General features: G+C 49.9%; 18 protein-coding genes and 1 pseudogene. 8 read left to right on the plus strand and 11 right to left on the minus strand.

Annotated elements, in window-relative coordinates:
- Positions 1-6: 6 nt before the first annotated feature.
- Positions 7-1,683 carry a chloride channel protein gene (locus IT774_RS03070; RefSeq protein WP_195811286.1) on the minus strand — a complete coding sequence of 559 codons (1,677 nt, stop codon included), beginning with the start codon at positions 1,681-1,683 and terminating at the stop codon, positions 7-9.
- A 101-nt stretch (positions 1,684-1,784) separates the two neighbouring features.
- Between IT774_RS03070 and IT774_RS03075 the strand changes: the two genes are divergently transcribed.
- From IT774_RS03075 to IT774_RS03085, 3 genes are all read left to right on the plus strand, one after another.
- Complete coding sequence (locus IT774_RS03075; RefSeq protein ID WP_195811287.1) at positions 1,785-2,498, plus strand: DUF6776 family protein; 714 nt, start codon at positions 1,785-1,787, stop codon at positions 2,496-2,498.
- Between the two features lie 114 nt (positions 2,499-2,612).
- Complete coding sequence (erpA, locus tag IT774_RS03080) at positions 2,613-2,957, plus strand: iron-sulfur cluster insertion protein ErpA (protein ID WP_195811288.1); 345 nt, start codon at positions 2,613-2,615, stop codon at positions 2,955-2,957.
- A 102-nt stretch (positions 2,958-3,059) separates the two neighbouring features.
- Positions 3,060-3,629, plus strand: coding sequence for a glutathione S-transferase family protein (locus tag IT774_RS03085; protein WP_195811289.1), 570 nt, complete (start codon positions 3,060-3,062; stop codon positions 3,627-3,629).
- Positions 3,630-3,646: 17 nt separating this feature from the next.
- Here IT774_RS03085 and IT774_RS03090 read toward each other — a convergent pair whose 3' ends face one another.
- Entirely contained in the window at positions 3,647-4,606 is a 960-nt protein-coding gene (locus tag IT774_RS03090; RefSeq protein WP_195811290.1) for a D-2-hydroxyacid dehydrogenase, read from the minus strand.
- Positions 4,607-4,715: 109 nt separating this feature from the next.
- On the opposite strand from IT774_RS03090, the gene IT774_RS03095 reads away from it, so the two are divergent.
- The 4 genes from IT774_RS03095 (at position 4,716) to IT774_RS03110 (ending at position 8,707) form a co-directional block, all read left to right on the plus strand.
- The gene (locus tag IT774_RS03095) at positions 4,716-6,494 is read left to right on the plus strand and encodes a trans-sulfuration enzyme family protein (protein ID WP_195811291.1); all 1,779 of its coding nucleotides are present in this window, start codon (positions 4,716-4,718) and stop codon (positions 6,492-6,494) included.
- A 400-nt stretch (positions 6,495-6,894) separates the two neighbouring features.
- Complete coding sequence (locus IT774_RS03100; RefSeq protein ID WP_195812192.1) at positions 6,895-7,119, plus strand: VF530 family protein; 225 nt, start codon at positions 6,895-6,897, stop codon at positions 7,117-7,119.
- 255 nt (positions 7,120-7,374) lie between these two features.
- Entirely contained in the window at positions 7,375-8,109 is a 735-nt protein-coding gene (locus tag IT774_RS03105; RefSeq protein WP_195811292.1) for a transposase, read from the plus strand.
- Positions 8,110-8,272: 163 nt separating this feature from the next.
- Entirely contained in the window at positions 8,273-8,707 is a 435-nt protein-coding gene (locus IT774_RS03110; RefSeq protein WP_195811293.1) for an SRPBCC family protein, read from the plus strand.
- A gap of 16 nt (positions 8,708-8,723) precedes the next feature.
- On the opposite strand, the gene IT774_RS03115 is transcribed toward IT774_RS03110, so the two are convergent.
- The gene (locus tag IT774_RS03115; RefSeq protein WP_195811294.1) at positions 8,724-9,947 is read right to left on the minus strand and encodes an anhydro-N-acetylmuramic acid kinase; all 1,224 of its coding nucleotides are present in this window, start codon (positions 9,945-9,947) and stop codon (positions 8,724-8,726) included.
- A gap of 1 nt (position 9,948) precedes the next feature.
- Positions 9,949-11,268, minus strand: a complete 1,320-nt coding sequence (locus IT774_RS03120) for a peptidoglycan DD-metalloendopeptidase family protein (protein WP_232365100.1) — start codon at positions 11,266-11,268, stop codon at positions 9,949-9,951.
- 194 nt (positions 11,269-11,462) lie between these two features.
- Here IT774_RS03120 and tyrS point away from each other — a divergent pair.
- A pseudogene (gene tyrS, locus IT774_RS03125) lies at positions 11,463-12,667 on the plus strand (tyrosine--tRNA ligase).
- A gap of 15 nt (positions 12,668-12,682) precedes the next feature.
- Here tyrS and IT774_RS03130 read toward each other — a convergent pair.
- The 7 genes from IT774_RS03130 to IT774_RS03160 form a co-directional block, all read right to left on the minus strand.
- Positions 12,683-14,008 (minus strand): NAD(P)/FAD-dependent oxidoreductase, encoded by a 1,326-nt coding sequence (locus IT774_RS03130; protein WP_195811295.1) that lies wholly within the window; start codon positions 14,006-14,008, stop codon positions 12,683-12,685.
- The gene (locus tag IT774_RS03135; protein ID WP_408641199.1) at positions 14,005-14,394 is read right to left on the minus strand and encodes an N-acetyltransferase; all 390 of its coding nucleotides are present in this window, start codon (positions 14,392-14,394) and stop codon (positions 14,005-14,007) included. The genes IT774_RS03130 and IT774_RS03135 overlap by 4 nt, the downstream gene beginning before the upstream one ends.
- Before the next feature lie 169 nt (positions 14,395-14,563).
- Entirely contained in the window at positions 14,564-14,947 is a 384-nt protein-coding gene (locus IT774_RS03140) for a DUF2721 domain-containing protein (RefSeq protein ID WP_195811296.1), read from the minus strand.
- A 111-nt stretch (positions 14,948-15,058) separates the two neighbouring features.
- On the minus strand, positions 15,059-15,199 hold the full coding sequence (locus IT774_RS17685) for a rhodanese-like domain-containing protein (RefSeq protein ID WP_195811297.1): 141 nt from the start codon (positions 15,197-15,199) through the stop codon (positions 15,059-15,061).
- Positions 15,200-15,240: 41 nt separating this feature from the next.
- Complete coding sequence (locus IT774_RS17980) at positions 15,241-15,318, minus strand: rhodanese-like domain-containing protein (RefSeq protein ID WP_408641209.1); 78 nt, start codon at positions 15,316-15,318, stop codon at positions 15,241-15,243.
- A gap of 341 nt (positions 15,319-15,659) precedes the next feature.
- Entirely contained in the window at positions 15,660-16,379 is a 720-nt protein-coding gene (locus IT774_RS03155) for a helical backbone metal receptor (RefSeq protein WP_195811298.1), read from the minus strand.
- Complete coding sequence (locus IT774_RS03160) at positions 16,376-17,317, minus strand: cobalamin biosynthesis protein CobD/CbiB (RefSeq protein WP_195811299.1); 942 nt, start codon at positions 17,315-17,317, stop codon at positions 16,376-16,378. Before IT774_RS03160 ends, IT774_RS03155 begins: the two co-directional genes overlap by 4 nt.
- Positions 17,318-17,343: the final 26 nt, after the last annotated feature.

Below are 17,343 nucleotides of genomic sequence, written 5' to 3' on the forward strand. Positions count from 1 at the left end.
TCCCTGTTAGTACTGCGCTTTCTGAAGAAAACTTTGCAAAATATTCCAGGTGATAACCCCGATGATGTTTTCTTCTTTGGAGTCGTAAATGAACACCGCGCCACTGCGTGTATTTTTCAGCTTTTCGTAGACCTCAAATAAGGTGGTCTGACTGTTGAGTCCTTCTACCGGCAAATAGTTCAGCGCCTGCGCATTGTGATCAAGACTGACATCGTATTGAACCAGTCGATACTGTAACTCTCGCTCAAGCTGCTTTTGTTCTAATACGATAGCAGTAGGATTATCGGCCAGATACTTTTCAATAATATCTTCAGGAGCCGTTTTAAACAGCTTAAAGTCGGTTGCCATGGCCGCCAGCACACCTGTTTTTTCCAGGGCTTCACGAATAGAGTTAATGGCATAGGGCAGATTCTGGTAATCAAGTTGACGGATGAAAATAGAGCGGTTACCTAAAAATTGCGTAGAGGTAACGTAAGCAGGCACAATAACCAGCATCGCGGGCAGTATAATCTGGGGACTGTAGGAAAGCTCCATCACCGCCGATAATGCGGCTAGCGGCGCATGTAATGTGGCAGTTAACATACCGGCTACGCCTAAAAGCGCGAAACTTCTGGTGTAGTCACTCACATCAATGAAACTATTAAGGGGTATTAGCAAAAGGGCGCCGGCTAACATTCCAATTACCATCACCGGCCCCATGATGCCACCTGGTACGCCCAGGCCGATTGCGGCGACTGCCAATACAAATTTCGCTGCTAATAAGGCAAGCAAAAACAACGTATCGGGCTGTTCGGTAAACAGAATTTCAATACTTTCAAAACTTGCTCCGGCAGCCTGAGGCAGCATGAAGGTGATGCTGCCGGTGATAACGGCGGCCAATACCAGGCGCCACATCATGCCCACTGGCCGAAACAGGGTCATGACCCGCATCAGCTGATTATTAAACAAAGCAGCCAGCGCCCCCAGTACCACTCCCAGTAAAATGAGATACAGATACATCCATTCACTAAACACCGCAATGGATAAAAACGACAGCTCGTTGATCTCTCCAAAGACCAGACGTGTCAGCACGGAGCCACACGCGGCAGCCAGCATAACCGGTACAAAGATATGGATTTTATATTCACGCAGAACCACTTCCATGACAAAGATGACTGCCGCGAAAGGGGTATTAAATGATGCTGAAATGCCGGCCGCGATGCCGCAACCGGCCAGAATACGAATGCTGTTGTAGGGTAATCGCAGCCACTGGCCGACATAGCTGCTGCCTGAAGCCCCGATATGCACGCTGGGGCCTTCTCGGCCAACCACAAAACCGCCGGCCAGGGCCAGCATACCGCCAAAAAATTGGTTTATGGTGGTACGAAAGGGCACATAGCCGTAGAACATTTTGACCCGATGTATCACAAACGGAATGCCCATGCGGTAATGCTTGAAGCCGGTTATGAAGGCCACCAGCAAAATCAGGGCGACCGCTGCTAACGGTTGGATGAGCCGGGCAAGACCGGCATCGCCGGTCAGCATCTCCAGCCATATGGGGGCATTAGTGTGTAGCCACTCATAACATAGCCGAAACAGAATAATCAGACCTGCAGCAATGGCGCCACCGACAATACCCAGTAAACATACCAGTACTGAAGTGCGAGGATGAGCAAGTTCTTGACGAAGGCCATGAAGACGCATGTAATGACCCAAACTAGGGTAAACTAAAGCATGCGGTTAGCTTACCATACCCTTTCACATTTCCTAAGCATCTGATTTTTAGTTAGGACGGTCATTTTCAAGTGAATTACTCATCTTCTACCTCAGGATTTAAACTCAGCGGATTCCGGCTCAGCTTAGTCCTGATTGTCGGGCTTGGCCTGGTAGCAGGCATTAGCTTTTGGCTGGGGCAGATATCGGTATCTGACAAGGCTCAGCAGGCCGAAATGCGCCAATCCGAGCTGCGCGAACTGGAGCAGAGCCATACGCAGGTCTTGCAACAAAAACATCAGTTGCAAACACGCCTGACGCTGGCTGAGCTGGAGGCGGCCAGCCAGCGTGAGCAGCTTGATATACTCAGCACCACGTTGGCTGAGCAGGCTACCTCATTGTCGTTTTACCAAAATGTTATGGCCCCGGAAACCATCCAGGATCGGTTTATCGTTGATGGATTGCAGATTTTTGAACAGTCGACGCCGAATCATTACAAAATGGAGTTTGTACTGCTGCAACGACTGGAGCGGCGCTCCCTGATTAAAGGTAATTTACAAATTTGTATTCGCGGCGAGCAGGGTCAGACATTATGCAGCGGCTCACCGGCACTGCTGCCCGAAGGGGATATCGCCTACGGCTTCAAATTTTTTCAGACAGTAAGCGTGGCTTTTACCTTGCCCGAGGCGTTTGAGCCGGTAACTGTATCGTTTAGCTCGCAAGTGTATCAGTATTCAAAAAAACGGGAAGACTATAAATGGCAGGTGGACTGGAAGCAGGTGTTTACCGCTAATTCACCGTCGTAAAGGTCTTTAGTGTTGAATTAAAGCCGGCTGACATTGATTGCGGCCACGGTCTGTAAGATAATTCGCAGTATGGTCGGTAATGCCGGCACCCGTTTTACCTGCAATGAGGTTGTTATGTCTGTAGAAACAGCGTTGCCCATCGAATTTTCTGATGCGGCCGCAGCAAAAGTGAAAGAATTAGTCGCAGAGGAAGAGAACCCGGCGCTAAAATTGCGGGTCTATGTAACCGGAGGCGGCTGCTCAGGCTTTCAGTACGGATTTACCTTTGATGAAAAGGTAAACGAGGGTGATATGACCATCGATAAAGACAGTGTCACGCTGGTGGTGGACCCGATGAGCTTGCAATATCTGGTTGGCGGAGTGGTCGACTACGTCGAAGGCCTGGAAGGTTCGCGCTTTTTAGTTGAAAACCCAAATGCCACCACCACCTGTGGCTGCGGCGCCAGCTTTAGCGTATAGCCCCACGGAGCGGTTGATTTTCGTCCTGCAGTGCGCAGGACGATCGATACAATTGAATTTTGTGTATAAAGTGTTCTTTTTGGCATCCTCACAGGAGTCGGTATGAAACTTTACGGATCTACAACTTCGCCATACGTCAGACGCATTCGTATTCTGTTGTCACAAACCCCTCATGACTTTGTCGAGCTCAATATTTATCAGGGTAAAGATCGACAAACGCTGGCTGACAAATCCCCGGTTCTAAAAGTTCCTTGTCTGGAAGATGATGGCCAGATGATCTATGACTCGCGAGTGATTTACCGCTATCTGGCGGAAAAGTACAAGTATTCCGCATTAACCTGGGATGAAGAAAACCAACTGACCCTGGTCGATGCTGTTAATGATTCGTTTGTCTCTTTGTTTTTGATGAAGCGCTCAGAGATCAGTGCCGATCAGGATGCGCTGTTTGTTCGGGTCCAAAAAGAACGCATAACCGCCAGTCTGAACCATTTAAATAGTCTGGTGGGCGAGGGCGAATTTTCTAACTGGCATTATCCGGCTATATGTTTGTACTCGCTGATCGACTGGATTGAATTGCGCGAATTGCACCGGCTGGAAGGGTTAGACCATCTTAAAGCTTTTCGTGAGCAGCATGTGGATCGGATTGAAGTCACCGCCACCGATCCCCGTTAACACCTGGCGGCTGCAGCTCAATAACCTTTCTCAAAGTCGATAGCATGTTGCAGCGCCTGACCTTGCCGGTAGCGCTGCAGATTGTCGTAGAAAAGCTTCGCGATATCCGCAGGGATGGACGTGGCGGCCGTATGCTGAGTCACATGAATATCGGGGTGCAGCCAGAACGGGTGGGTGTCTGGTAGAGGTTCCTGTTCAAAAACATCCAATACGGCAGCCTGTAGCTGGCCTTCCTCCAACGCATCCAATAAATCCTGCTGTACCAGGGCATTACCCCGCCCTGCATTGATTAACACCGCATTCTCTGGCAGGGCGTTAAATAATGTTTTATCAAGAAGACCCCGGGTATGAGGCGTGTCGGGTAACAGGCTGACCAGATAATCACACTGGCGGGCAAATTCCTGTAATTGGGTATTGTCGTACATGTCATTAAACCCGGGGTGTGGGTGTCCACTTTTTCGCAAACCCACTAGCTTCATGCCGAAAACCTGGGCGACGGGCGCCAGCGCCGAGGCAATTGAGCCTGCCCCAAGCACCCCCAGGGTTTTACCTTTCAGATAAGTGTGTTCAGGTTTGTACCATTTGTTCTCAGCCGACTCGGCCGCCTTTTGGAAGCCTGCGATGTTGCGGGAAAAGTACAATAAATAGCTAAATACGTATTCACGCATCTGCATGTCAAACACGCCTTTAACACCGGTAAGGGTATAGCTACGATTTTGCGCGCGTAATAACGGGGTTACCCCCGCCCAGCCTAATTGCAGCCATTTTAAAGCGGAACATTTGTCAACGATTGTTGCAGCCAGATGGGGATCAGCCAGCATAATGGCAGTGGTATGGACATCCACCGTGCCAGGGTCGTCGGAAGCGCTGGTGACAATCAATTCGCTGGCAGGGGCTAACCGCTGCAAAGCCTGCTGATACTCGGTATATTCGTCACTTAAAATGACAATCTCAGTAGGTGGGGATAAAGCAGACATAGTAAAGATTTCTTTCCTTGTTAAATGACAGATATAACGGGATAGCGGTTTAATTAATGTTAAAAGAATGTATAAATTCCGCTATGTATTTATGTAAAAGAAGCTAACGATGAGCCAATCTATTGAACATGCCCGACGCCTTTCACCACGCCGGAATACCACCGAATCATCAACTGTAGATGCTTTAGTTGCCGAACAGCTTGCACATTTTGGCATTGATAAGCAAACGCCGTATGGGCAGGCCCTGGCCGATACCGCCGGGCACTTGTACCACGCACAAAGCGATGTCAGTCGATTGTGGGAGATCACCGAGCAGACTTTACAGGAACTTGACCGGGAAGACCGGGTTGCCTGGTTCAATGCTAAAAAGTTTCTGTCTTTTCAGCTGGCGAAGATTCTCGATACACTGCAAAACCCATTTCGCCAAACCTGGCAAAGCTTAGGCAATGGTCAGCTTAGCCGAAATCATTACCCGCTGTTTGACAATGTTACCGCGCTCTTTTCAGCTACCCCGGTGGTGGTTCGCACGGCCACCTATGTCTATGCCTGCACCGAATGGGTGGATGACGCCTTTCAGGGTAAAGAGTTTACGCATCAGATATATTCGCGATTGCTCAATCCTACCAATATTTCTTTAGCTAACGCTATTGTGGATATGGAGGCGGGGCCGCACGCAGCTGATTATCTGGCGTGGAACTTCAACAGTGGTATGGCCGCTATTGATGCGTTATTGAGCAATGTGCTCAATCATGGCGATATTTTGATTGTGTCGCGCAATGTATATGGCGGGGTTTATCAGCTGTTGCATGATTTTTACGCCCAGAGCCGGCGTATGGACATTAAGCTGGCATGGTTTGATGGTTATAGCGCCGAAGAATTTAATGAATTCTATGCCCAGACTCGTTCTCAGTTTCAGGCAGAGATAGATGCTGGCGCCAACCTGCATGTGTATGTGGAGTCGCCTTGCAACCCTCATGGTTATGTTCTGGATGTGCCGGAAATATGCCGAACCGCCCACGAACATGAATCGTTAGTGATGCTGGACTCCACGCTGGCCACGCCGGTTCTGCACCGGCCACTACAACACGGGGAAGCAGCATGCCGTCCGGATTATGTGGTACATAGTTATACCAAAGATCTGTGTGGCAGTGGCGCTACCACCGCCGGAGTGGTAGTCGGACCGGGATATAGGATGTTCCAGCCCAAAGGCAGTCAGATGAACGGGGTCGACTGGTCAAAAACCATGTTTTGGGATGTGTACTATATCAAAGGGGCCTTTCTGGACTCAGAAAAAGCCTTTGATGTTTTAAACGGAATGAAAACACTGGAGTTGCGGATGATGAATAAAGTCATCAACACTCAGGTTTTTACTGCGTTTTTAAATGCCCATCCAGATATCACAGTGAATAGCCATGCTGTAGACACCCACCCCAATGCGGGGCTTAAAGAAAAACAGCATGAAAATGGTTGGCCTTGCCCGTTGTTTACCGTCGATATGGCGGGCGCTGGTTTATCCAGAGATGTGTTTACTCGTTTTTTCGATGCTCTGGAACCGGCTTTCAGTCACCAGGTTAGTATTGGCCAGAACAATACCATTATCCTATGCCCCGCTCTGACCTCACATTCAGAGTTGTCGCCGGAAGAACAAAAACGGGCAGGCATTGAGCTAACCACTATGCGAATCGCAATGGGGACCGACAATGTCAAACCATTGATTGCACACTTTATCTTAGCCGCCAGGCATTTTATCGAACCACACGCACAAGGCTTTTGTGAGGGTTTCATGAATTCAGAGGCTCTTGATAAGCTGTATGCTAATGTCGCGCAACAGGTCAGCGCACAGCATTTTGGTAATCAGCCGCCAATGACAGAATTGCTAACGAAATAACAAGTTAGCAGAGACAGAACTTAGCAAACAAAGACCACAGTTTTGAAATGGCAGGGTAAGGCTAAAAGAAAATAGTAAACAAAGCTAGACCGAAGATAGGACACCCACCGCAGCGATTTATTAAGGTGGGTGTCCATCTGCTATGCAGGTGTAGAATGTTGGTCTTTATGAGCGTCGTTAATTCAAGGCTTCCGCCATAGCCATACCGTGGATAGCTACATTGTGGACACCCACATCAATGCGGAGCTTAAGGAAACCCCTTTGGCCTCGTTAGCGGTTGAACGGCTAAGGTCGCCCCTCCTTTATTATTTTCCGGGGTCTGTGGTAGGCGCTTTTGAATAACAGCGAAGAACCAATAAACCTGATAAAATCCGGCTTTTCCAAACAAAAATGGCCTGCTATGACCTCCTATCAACCTAACAACCATTTGCATGGCATTACTTTGCAAACTATTGTCACTCGTCTGGTGGAGCACTATGGCTGGGAAGGGCTTCACGAGCGAATCAGAGTAAACTGTTTTGCAAACGAACCCTCGATAAAGTCGTCACTCAAATTTTTACGAAAAACTCAGTGGGCCCGGGATAAAGTAGAAGCGCTTTATCTGAAAACCTTTCACCAAGGGTAACAATCTAAGCTGATTATTTGGCACTTCTGGCCTCTTGTTCAGCTGCATATAATGGTTTAGGCGATAAACTGAGTGTCTTACTGATTTATCAAATTAACGCTTATGCCCAGACCAAGAAAGGCGCTCATCTGCGCTTCTCGAACACCGTTTTATCACTGTGTGTCCCGGTGCGTAAGACGAGCATTCTTATGTGGCAAAGACCGCTATTCCGGAAAAAGCTATGAACATCGCCGGCCCTGGGTAGAGCAAAGGCTTTTGTTTTTAGCAAAGATCTTTGCTGTGGATGTTTGTGCCTATGCGGTGATGAGCAACCACACTCATGTGGTATTGCGCATCAATACTGCAAAAGCCCGGCAGTGGAGCCACGAAAAAACGCTCAGAAATTGGCAAAAACTGCATCGCGGAACGGTCCTGTGTCAGCGGTATCTGAATGACAAATCTGCTTTAACTCATAATGAACTTAACACGGTGCAGGCGACAGTGGAGGTCTACCGGGGGCGCCTACAATGTATTAGTTGGTTTATGCGTGAGTTGAATGAATTTATTGCCCGGCGGGCTAACAAGGAAGATGAATGCACTGGCCGCTTTTGGGAAGGGCGGTTTAAATCTCAGGCATTATTAGATGAAGCATCTGTGCTGGCCTGTATGGCTTATGTGGATCTCAATCCGGTCCGGGCAGGGAAAGCCCGCTCGATTAAAAACTTGTTATATACCAGTCTCAATCGGCGGCTTATTGCCAGAAAAGCTGGGCGGCCTGCACCAGGTTTACTGCCACTTCGAACCCAAAGAAAGCCTGATACCTTCCAGCTGTGGTTTAGTTTGCAGACTTATCTGCAATTGCTTCGCTGGAGCTTCGAACACTATACTAATAATGTAAAAGATCCCCCTTCAAGGCCTGGAATACCCGAGTTGCTAGAGCAATGTGGTTTGGGGGACAAGACTGGATGTCGGTTTGCCATGGGTTTGAACAACAATGTAAGGGCGAAGTGAGCCGCCATAAATGGGCCCAAGAGGCTTGCGCCCAGAGTGCTTAAAAGGTAATAAGGGAGCCTAGGCATCAGGTTAACTGACACAGTCTTATCGCACAGTCACAAGGAATCGTTTACACTGATGAGACCAGACCTATTAATGTAATTAAAGCAGGGGTGTGTGAATGAACCAGTTAGCGTTTCACCAGGAATTTTCAATTCCGCTTACCCGGCTGTTTAACTGTTTTTGTAAAACAGAGTTATTGGTGCAGTGGTTCATGCCCGAAGATATGCAGCTGAAATACATGGTCATGAATGTACATGAGGGCGCCGAATACGAAATGGTGTTCGTCGATGAAGCCGGTACCCCTGCGCGTCGATATACCGGAGAATTTGCCAAAGTTCGGCCAAATGAGCAGCTGTTGTTTACCCTCAAGCTTGACGAGGGGTACGAATCATCGGTGGATGTGAGATTTGAAACAGTAAACGATAAAGTGACCCGTATTCACCTTAATCACGAAGGCCTGGAAAATGAGGAGCAGCGCAACTTTGCGCACGCCCAGTGGGTCGCTCGATTCACTCGTTTGGCAAAATTACCTGCGTTAAAAGAAACCGCGTAATCGCGCCGAGGGCTCTTTAGTCAGGCAGATACAACCCCCCTAGTACCGCATTTCGACAGGCCCCGGTAACGGCAGGCACATTCGCTGTTATTCGTTCCAAATATGCATAGGCGAGCCAGGCGAAGGCCGCGCCCTCAACATCCTGAGGACAAATGCCAAGGGTCTGGGTGGTCATGACCTTTTGAGCTGGTAACAAAGCCTGAATCCGACTTAACAGGTGTGTGTTATATGCGCCTCCCCCACAAATATAAACCTGTTCAACCCGAGGCTGCATTTTTACCGCATCGGCAATATGGGCAGCGGTCAGTTCGCACAATGTTGCTTGAACATCCGCAGGCGTAATATCAGTAAATGTTTGCAATACCCGTGACACCCATAGCGTATTGAAGTATTCCCGGCCGGTACTTTTAGGGGCGGCCTGTTTAAAATACGGATCGTTAAGACAGGCATCTAACAATGTTTGATGCACCGTCCCCGAGGCCGCCCATTTTCCACTTTTATCGAAGGGTAGCTGAAGATGTTCGGACACCCACCCATCCATGAGTATGTTTCCAGGGCCTGAGTCAAACCCGCTGATAGAGCTGGGACTATCATCAATAAAACTGATATTAGCAATGCCGCCAATATTAACTATGGCTCTGGCAAAAGCACCAATAGCCTTAGTTTGGCTTTGGTGGGTGTCCAAAGAGAAATCCTTTTTAGACGCCGGAACCGCGGGATTTCGGTAGCTGTCATGGCAACCAAATATCGCTTGGTGAAATGCCGGGACTAAGGGAGCACCCTGGCCTCCCAACGCAACGTCCTTACGTCGGAAATCTGCGACTACCGGTATACCTGTAAGGACCGCCAGTGTATTAGGATCGCCAATCTGTAAGGTAAATCCCACGTTAGCTGTTTCAGCACAATAGCCGGCCGGATGATGCCGGATGGTCTGACCGTGGGAGCCCAATGCCGTAATATCATTTGGCGTAAGGCCCGCCTCTTCAATCAGGACACCCACCGCCTGAGCAAACAGCCTGGCTACTCCGATATCAGCAGCGCCCATTTTATTTATTTCGTTTACAGAAGGCTGGCACAAGGTATTGAGGGTATTAAGTAGCGAGTCGGGGAAGGGCAGGCTGACCCGCTTTAGGGTCTGAAACCAGTGGGTGTCCATAGGCTTGTGGGTGTCTATGGCACACAGCACGGCGTCTACGCCATCCATGCTGGTGCCCGACATAAGTCCGATAAAATAGCGCATGTTATTGCATAGCAAGCATAACGCGGCGGTTATTTTCCAGCTGGGTCAGCCGGTTTGCAGCAATTTTCATAAATGCTGCTCGTTGCGTTTTGGCAATGGGCGCTGCTTTAGGTAGCTCCACCGTGCGTGGGTTACGATGTGTGCCGTTGACCAGGAATTCATAATGCAAATGCGCCCCGGTCGCCATCCCCGTGCTTCCCAAATAACCTATAACCTGCCCCTGCTTAACCACTTCACCTGCTTTTACCGCACGCTTTTTAAAGTGCAGATACTTAGTCACATATTTTTCGCCATGCTGAATAAAGACATAATTACCGTTAAAGCGATTGTATGTGGATTTGATGACCCGGCCATCGCCAGCCGCCATCACCGGAGTCCCCATAGCGGCAACATAATCCGTACCATTGTGAGATTTCCAGCGTTTTTGCACCGGATGAAAGCGCTTCTTGGTAAAGTTAGAGCTTACGTACTTAAAATTAATCGGTGCTCGCAAGAAGCTTTTACGCATACTACGACCTTCAGGGGTGTAGTAATTGCCATCTGAATGTTGAATGGCCGTAAAGGTTTCGCCCTGGTTGGTAAATTCAGCAGCAACAATATCGCCATAGCCGACAAATTCGCCATCAATATAGTGTTCTTCAAACACCATATTGAAGCTATCGCCCTGACGAATTTCCATCGCAAAATCAATATCCCAGCCAAACAGACCCGCAAGGTTCATAATTTGGTTGTTGCTCAAGCCGGCATTGACTGCGGCTTTCCAAAAACTGGACTGAATATCGCCCTGGGCAAAGCTGTAGCGGGTTTCTACCTCTTTGGTGTCGATGTTGGCCACCATCGTACCCTGGTCATCCTCAGGTTGGATGATCAGCGTTTCGCGCGAAGAAACCGCATATTTCAACCCATCAAATGCGCCGCCAGCATCGGCTTTTAAATGTAAGATATCACCTGGAACCAGAGTAACCAGCATCTTTGCCAGTTCACCGGCCTGGGTAACATTGTAGGTATCACGGGCAGAAAAACCGGCTCGTTTAAAAATTTTTGCCAGCGTATCGCCGGAGCGCACCCGGATAACCTGCCAGTGGGTGTCTTCCTCTCCAAAGCTAATAGCGGGGGAGGCCGGTACCGACAAGTCGACGGGGTAACGAACGCCGGTGTCCAGTACCAGGGACTCCTGATGACGGCTTGCGGCCACCGGTTCGGAAGGCAACATCACCAAAGCGCCCAAAAACAGGCTGCCCAGCAATAATCCGGTTCGGTGGGGTTTGGGAAGGTTTTGTATTGTTTTAAAAACCATATTGTCTTTCAAATTCATTCTCATCCTACTGCCTGCCCAGAGAATATCCGGTTAAAAAGCGAGTTTCCATCTCAGCTTGGTTAAAAGCTGAACAGTATACTATGGAATAGCCCGTTGAATAATCCCGATTTTGATGCCTAATCCTTTCATTGGTTCAATCACATGCGTAAAATACTCGCCCTGATGACCTTGAACCTATCAATACGTGGAACTTACCGATGAGTGACTGGCAAACCGCTTTTGCTGAAATAAAACGTGGAACAGACGAAATACTTCCCGAAGACGATCTGATTGAAAAACTCAAATCAGGTAAAACCCTTACAGTAAAAGCTGGCTTTGACCCTACAGCACCGGATTTGCATCTGGGACACACTGTACTAATTAACAAACTACGGGCGTTTCAGCAGTTTGGTCATAAAGTGGTCTTTCTTATCGGTGACTTCACCGGTCTGATTGGCGATCCTACAGGTAAAAATGCGACTCGCAAGCCCTTAAGTAAAGATCAGGTATTAGAAAACGCGAAAACGTATCAGGAACAGGTTTTTAAAATTCTCGATCCGGCCAAAACAGAAGTCCGCTTTAACTCTGAATGGATGGACCTGTTAGGTGCCGATGGCATGATTAAACTGGCCGCCAGCCAGACCGTTGCCCGCATGCTCGAACGCGACGATTTTAAAAAGCGCTACAACAATAATCAGCCTATTGCCATTCATGAGTTTTTGTATCCGCTGGTTCAGGGATGGGACTCGGTTGCCCTGGAAGCCGATGTAGAGCTGGGCGGTACCGACCAGCGCTTCAACCTGCTGATGGGGCGTGAGCTGCAAAAAGAAAATGGCCAAAAGCCTCAGACCACGGTGATGCTGCCGCTGCTTGAAGGACTCGATGGCGTGCAGAAAATGTCTAAATCGTTGAATAATTATATTGGTATAACCGAACCGGCCAATGATATGTTCGGTAAAATCATGTCGGTCTCAGACGACTTGATGTGGCGCTATTTTGAACTTCTCAGCTTCCGGCCACTGGAAGAACTAGATGCTTTGAAAGCCAGTGTTGCAGAGGGTACGAACCCCGTGATATAAAAATAGAGTTGGCCAAAGAGCTGATCAGCCGGTTTCATGATGAAGCCGCCTTTAACGCTGCTTATAATGATTTTGTCCAGCGCTTTCAAAAAAATGCCATTCCTGATGATATGCCAGAAATCACCGTTACGCTGAACGACGGCAGCGTGGCGATTGGTAATCTGTTGAAGCAGGCAAGTCTGGTCGCCTCGACCTCGGATGCTATGCGAATGATTAAGCAGGGCGCGGTGAAAATCAACGGCGAAAAAGTCAGTGATACCCGTTTACTGCTCACCGAGCCAGGCGAAGCGGTTTACCAGGTGGGTAAACGCAAATTCGCCCGGGTCACCATCACCGGCGCATAAATCCGCGGCCAGGTCTTATACTCGCTCTGCTACGCGCGCCCAGGCGTACAGAGCGCGGAGTCCTAAGCGGCGTAAGCCTGCAAGTGGATAACGTGGCAGGGGCGAGGTATAAAGGGGAATATCAGGCAAATCTGTGTCGCCCATTGCCTGTTGGGCGAGGCGCCGGCCTGCAAAGTTTGCAAACGACACCCCAGCCCCACAGTACCCCATGGCATACCCCAAATTCTGGGTATGATCAAAATACACTCGGGGCAGACTATCCAAAGACACAGACACCCAGCCACTCCAGAAATGACTCACAGGCTTGTGGTTAAGTACCGGAAAACTGGAGACCATGGCATTAAACAATCGTGCTTTGCCGGCTGAAGCAGCTTTCCCCGTTACTTCCCCGCGACCGCCAAATAAAATACGGTTGTCGGGCAGTAACCGGTAATAGTATTTCATCATCCGGGTGTCCATCATGGTGGCCGGCGCGTTCAGGCCAATACTTGCAAGCTCACCATCACTCAATGGCTCGGTTACCAGAATGCTTGATTGCACCGGAAATTGGCGGCTATCGATGCAGGGGTGAAACTGTTTGCTGCTGTAGGCGTTACTGGCTATAAGCACCTTGGTGGCATTGATACGACCGGTGGGTGTCCATACTGTGTACCCGGCTTGATTATGGTCAAGTTTGAGGGCGGGGGTTTGGCCAAACAACTGTGCCCCTGAGTCCCGGGCGGCGCAGGCCAGTCCGTCGGCCAGTTTTAACGGGTTTAACCCGTAACCCGGCTGTACGGTGGCACCATAAAACCCCTTCACTGAGAGTTGTTGTTGTAAAGCGTGCCGATCTAAGGCGGTCGCCTGCGAGCCAAACTGGCCGGCTAGCTGGTCCAGACTATTGGTTTGTGAGCGTGCTTGCCCGGCTGTGTGGGCCAGTTTGTAATACGGGCCGGGGGCCACATCACAGGCAATATCATAGGTCTCGATATGCTGTAGCAGCTGTGTAACAGCTTCGTCGTATTCGTTTTGAATGGCCCGGGCGGTGGCCGGACCAAACTTTTTTGCCAGAGCCAGCGGCCCCAGCCGACCACTGCCGCTTAAGACAAAGCCAGCATTGCGCCCGGCACAGCCAAACCCCATCGAATGGCTATCAATTAATGTGACCCGGCCTGATTGCTTTTCGGTAAGCTCTAACGCGGCAGACAATCCGGTATAACCACCGCCAATAATCAAAAAGTCGGTGTCATGAGCACCATCAAGCGCCTCAAAGGAAGTGGGCTGAGAGGTGGCATGCCAATAGGTATCGGGCGCGGGGGTTGACGAATCAACCGCCGGTGACACTAACGGATCATAGCTCATGAGAAGGTGAGCAACATCTCAGCACCCTCACATTTGCACAAAGTGTCGCAGACCGGACAATCATAGCCTTCATATAAAGCTTCATGACGCCATTTATCCGGGTGCTTGCGAATCAACTCTCCGCCATTTTTTTGAAAATATAAAAAGGCGCTGTTGCCCGGACTGGCGAGCCAGATATGGGCCAGCCCAGCTGCGGCGCCCTGTTGTCTGGCACTGTCGATAGAATGCCTGAGCATGGTGCTGCCAATACTCTGACCTTGCCGGTCAGGGGACACCGTATTGCATTTAAAATAGCATACGGCGTTGGATGCTACCGGCCAGCGACTTGGGGTACACCATTTATCCGGTTGCCACTGGGTGTGTGCCAGCGTTAATCTGAAACCCACAACCTGGTGGGTGTCCACCGCCACCCAGCTGGCGTTAATGCCATTATGAAAGCTTTTGTTGTAAATCGACTGCAGGCTTTGTGCGGATAAATAATTGTCGCCGTGAACGGCGTTTCCAAGTTTAATGACCCCTGCAAAGTGGCGGGGGCTAAAGGGCAGTAGGTAATACTCATTTAGTTTTTATCCCGTCTAGGTGAACATCCAGTGCTTCGACTGAAATCAAAATTTCGCGCACCGAAATCCATAGTGAATACATCAGACAGATTAAACTGGCGGCAAAAATCCAGTTTCCGGCAAGCTGGTAAGTCAGATAAATAGCCAGCATCGAAAGCACACACAGAAAAAAACTGACTACGCCAGCTATCTGCATCCGCTTAATCAGCTGGATGCGCTGGCGTAAATTCTGGATTTGGGCGGTGGTGTTCTGATCCCACTTTTCTTTCGAAAAGTTGCGAATAATGGTCGCCAGGGTCAAAAAACGATTGGTGTAAGCCAGCAGTAATAGCGAAATCGCCGGGAACAGCATGGCAGGCGTAGCGATATCTATTGTCATGAATGAAAGGCTCGCTGTTGTTCACAAAGTTATCCCGGCCTGGGTTGCGGCTGCAGATACAGAAGCAGCTGTGGTTAAGACCGCAGAAAAGGTGACCAGAACAATATCAGATTACATTTTTTCAACCGGTAAACCGGCATCATGCCAGCCCATCATATCACCTTCAAGATGACTAACGTTATCGAATGACCTGGCCTTAAGGGTTTCAATGGCCAGTTTTGCCCGTCGGCCTGAGCGGCAATAAATAATCAAAGGTTTTTGTTTACTGTCGGCAAGATAAGAAATGTGGGTGTCTATTTTGTCATAGGGATATTCACCGCGCCCGGGATATGATTTTTGGCAAATTCGGTGGGTGTCCTGACATCAATCAACAGCCATTCATTGCTACGAACTTTTTCTAATATCTGGGGCCGTGGTTTACCGAAGGCTGCCAGGGGAGCGGAGCATCGGCGGCACCCACCGAACTCACCAGCAACCCCATCACCAACAGCACCACTTTCAAACTGGAAGACATAAGCAGGATCCTGTGTTATCAGAACACGGCCAGCTCAATTGCTGACGCCGGTATTAAGTATAGCCTGAAACGCATCAGTAGGGCAGTACTAGCGCGGGCTGGGTGTCTGGATCGCGGCGCACAGTTGCCGGAGTTGGGGCAGTAACCGTAGGGTAAAGCGGCTGGTTATATCCGGGTCAACCCGAATAATCGGGGCGTTCAATACCGGTCGGTGAGGTTGCCAGAATGCCCGTTCATCGGCCAGTGGCTGGCCATTGGCGGCAATGATGATCTCAGGCTGACGACGCAGCACCTCCTGGGGGAAACCTGAGGGTAGGCCACCGGGGCGTCGGCAAAAATTGTCTGGCCACCGCAATAATTTAGCAGCCTATCGGGCCAGGACCCAGCGCCCACGCTCATCAAAGGCTGATTTGATAAATAATAAAAAACCGGTTTATTGGTGGGTGTCCTGTATTGATCGCCTAACCGTTTAAGTCCCACAAGAAACGGTTTGGTCACCGCGCGTGCCTGGTTGGCCAGCCCCAGCAGCTCGCCCAATTCATTTATTTCGTGAGCAATGTCCTCGGGGGTGACGGGCTGAGATAAAAATACTTCAAATCCCAGACTTTGTAAGCGGGCAATATCCTGTGGTTTATTGCCACCCTGCCAGGCCAGAATAAGATCAGGATCCAGCTTCATAATGGCTTTGATATCGACCCCGTGATAGCTGGCCACCACCGGTTTGTTCGCGGCCGAAGGTGGATAATCACTGTGGGCGCTAACTGCCAGTAACTCATCTTCATAGTTCAGGCTATATACCCACTCGGCCAGGTGCGGGGATAAGGTCACCACGGTTTTAGCGCTGATCAGATGGCTCCATAACAGCATCGAACCGGTCACAAAAAGCCACAGCCAACCTGGCCGGCACATCGCTTTCATGACCACCCCAAAGGCCAGCAGGTCACAAACGTCAGCAACAGTAATATCGCCATTAACAGGTTGGTGCGGTCGATGGCATGTTTAGCCCGGGATACATCGGAAAGCCGCACTTCCCGCGGGCCGCCCACCCTTGGATAACGAAATTTTTGCTGTTGATAAATGGCCGGCCCGCCCAGCTGAAAACCTAATGCTCCACCGACCAGGGCCAGCAATAACGAGGTACTGTCGGTAGCCGGACTACGGCGGGCAGCCTGAATAGCATCAATGGGATGTGTAACTAAGATAAGCAAAAAAGTAGTGAGCCAGGCAGGCACTATTGCCAGCAAGCGGGTTAGTTTCTGAACAGGCCCCACAAAATAGTCAAAGCCAGGCCGCCGGCAATGCCACTGCCAACTTAGCATCAATAACAACCGGTAGGTAAGGGCGGCCACCGGGCCGGCCAGCAAAAACCAGAACACCACGGCGCCATAGATATAACAAAACCGCAGGAACAAGGCCTCAATCGCCGCTTTGGCGATACCCACCGGACTGAGTCTGTCGGTATCACGGGCGACCAGCAACCGAAGCCGGTCACGGGCCAGCATCTTCTTTTCCTGGTTCAGCGCCGAACGCACCTGTCTGTAGGCTTTGCGGTCATGCCCGAAATCCAGAATGGCCAATAAAATGAGCCCTTCAAAAAACACCGGGTACTCTGCCATATTCACCAGCAGTGCTAGTAGCACCAGCAATGGACCAAGTAAAACCGCCGCCCCCAAAATACCGGATAACCGATGCTGAGACACCGAATAATCAGCCCCTGGACGGACCCGCCGGGCCATGGTTTCAGAGAGCTGGCGCATCAGGGTCAGTGGATGATAGGCGCGCGGCCATCGCCATGTCGCATCGCAAGCCATAACCACTAAAATCAGTGCCAGCGACTGCAAGACAGGCTCTGACACAATGGTGTTCCATACCCCGGTGAACA

This window comes from Salinimonas marina, assembly GCF_015644725.1.
GTDB lineage: Bacteria > Pseudomonadota > Gammaproteobacteria > Enterobacterales > Alteromonadaceae > Alteromonas.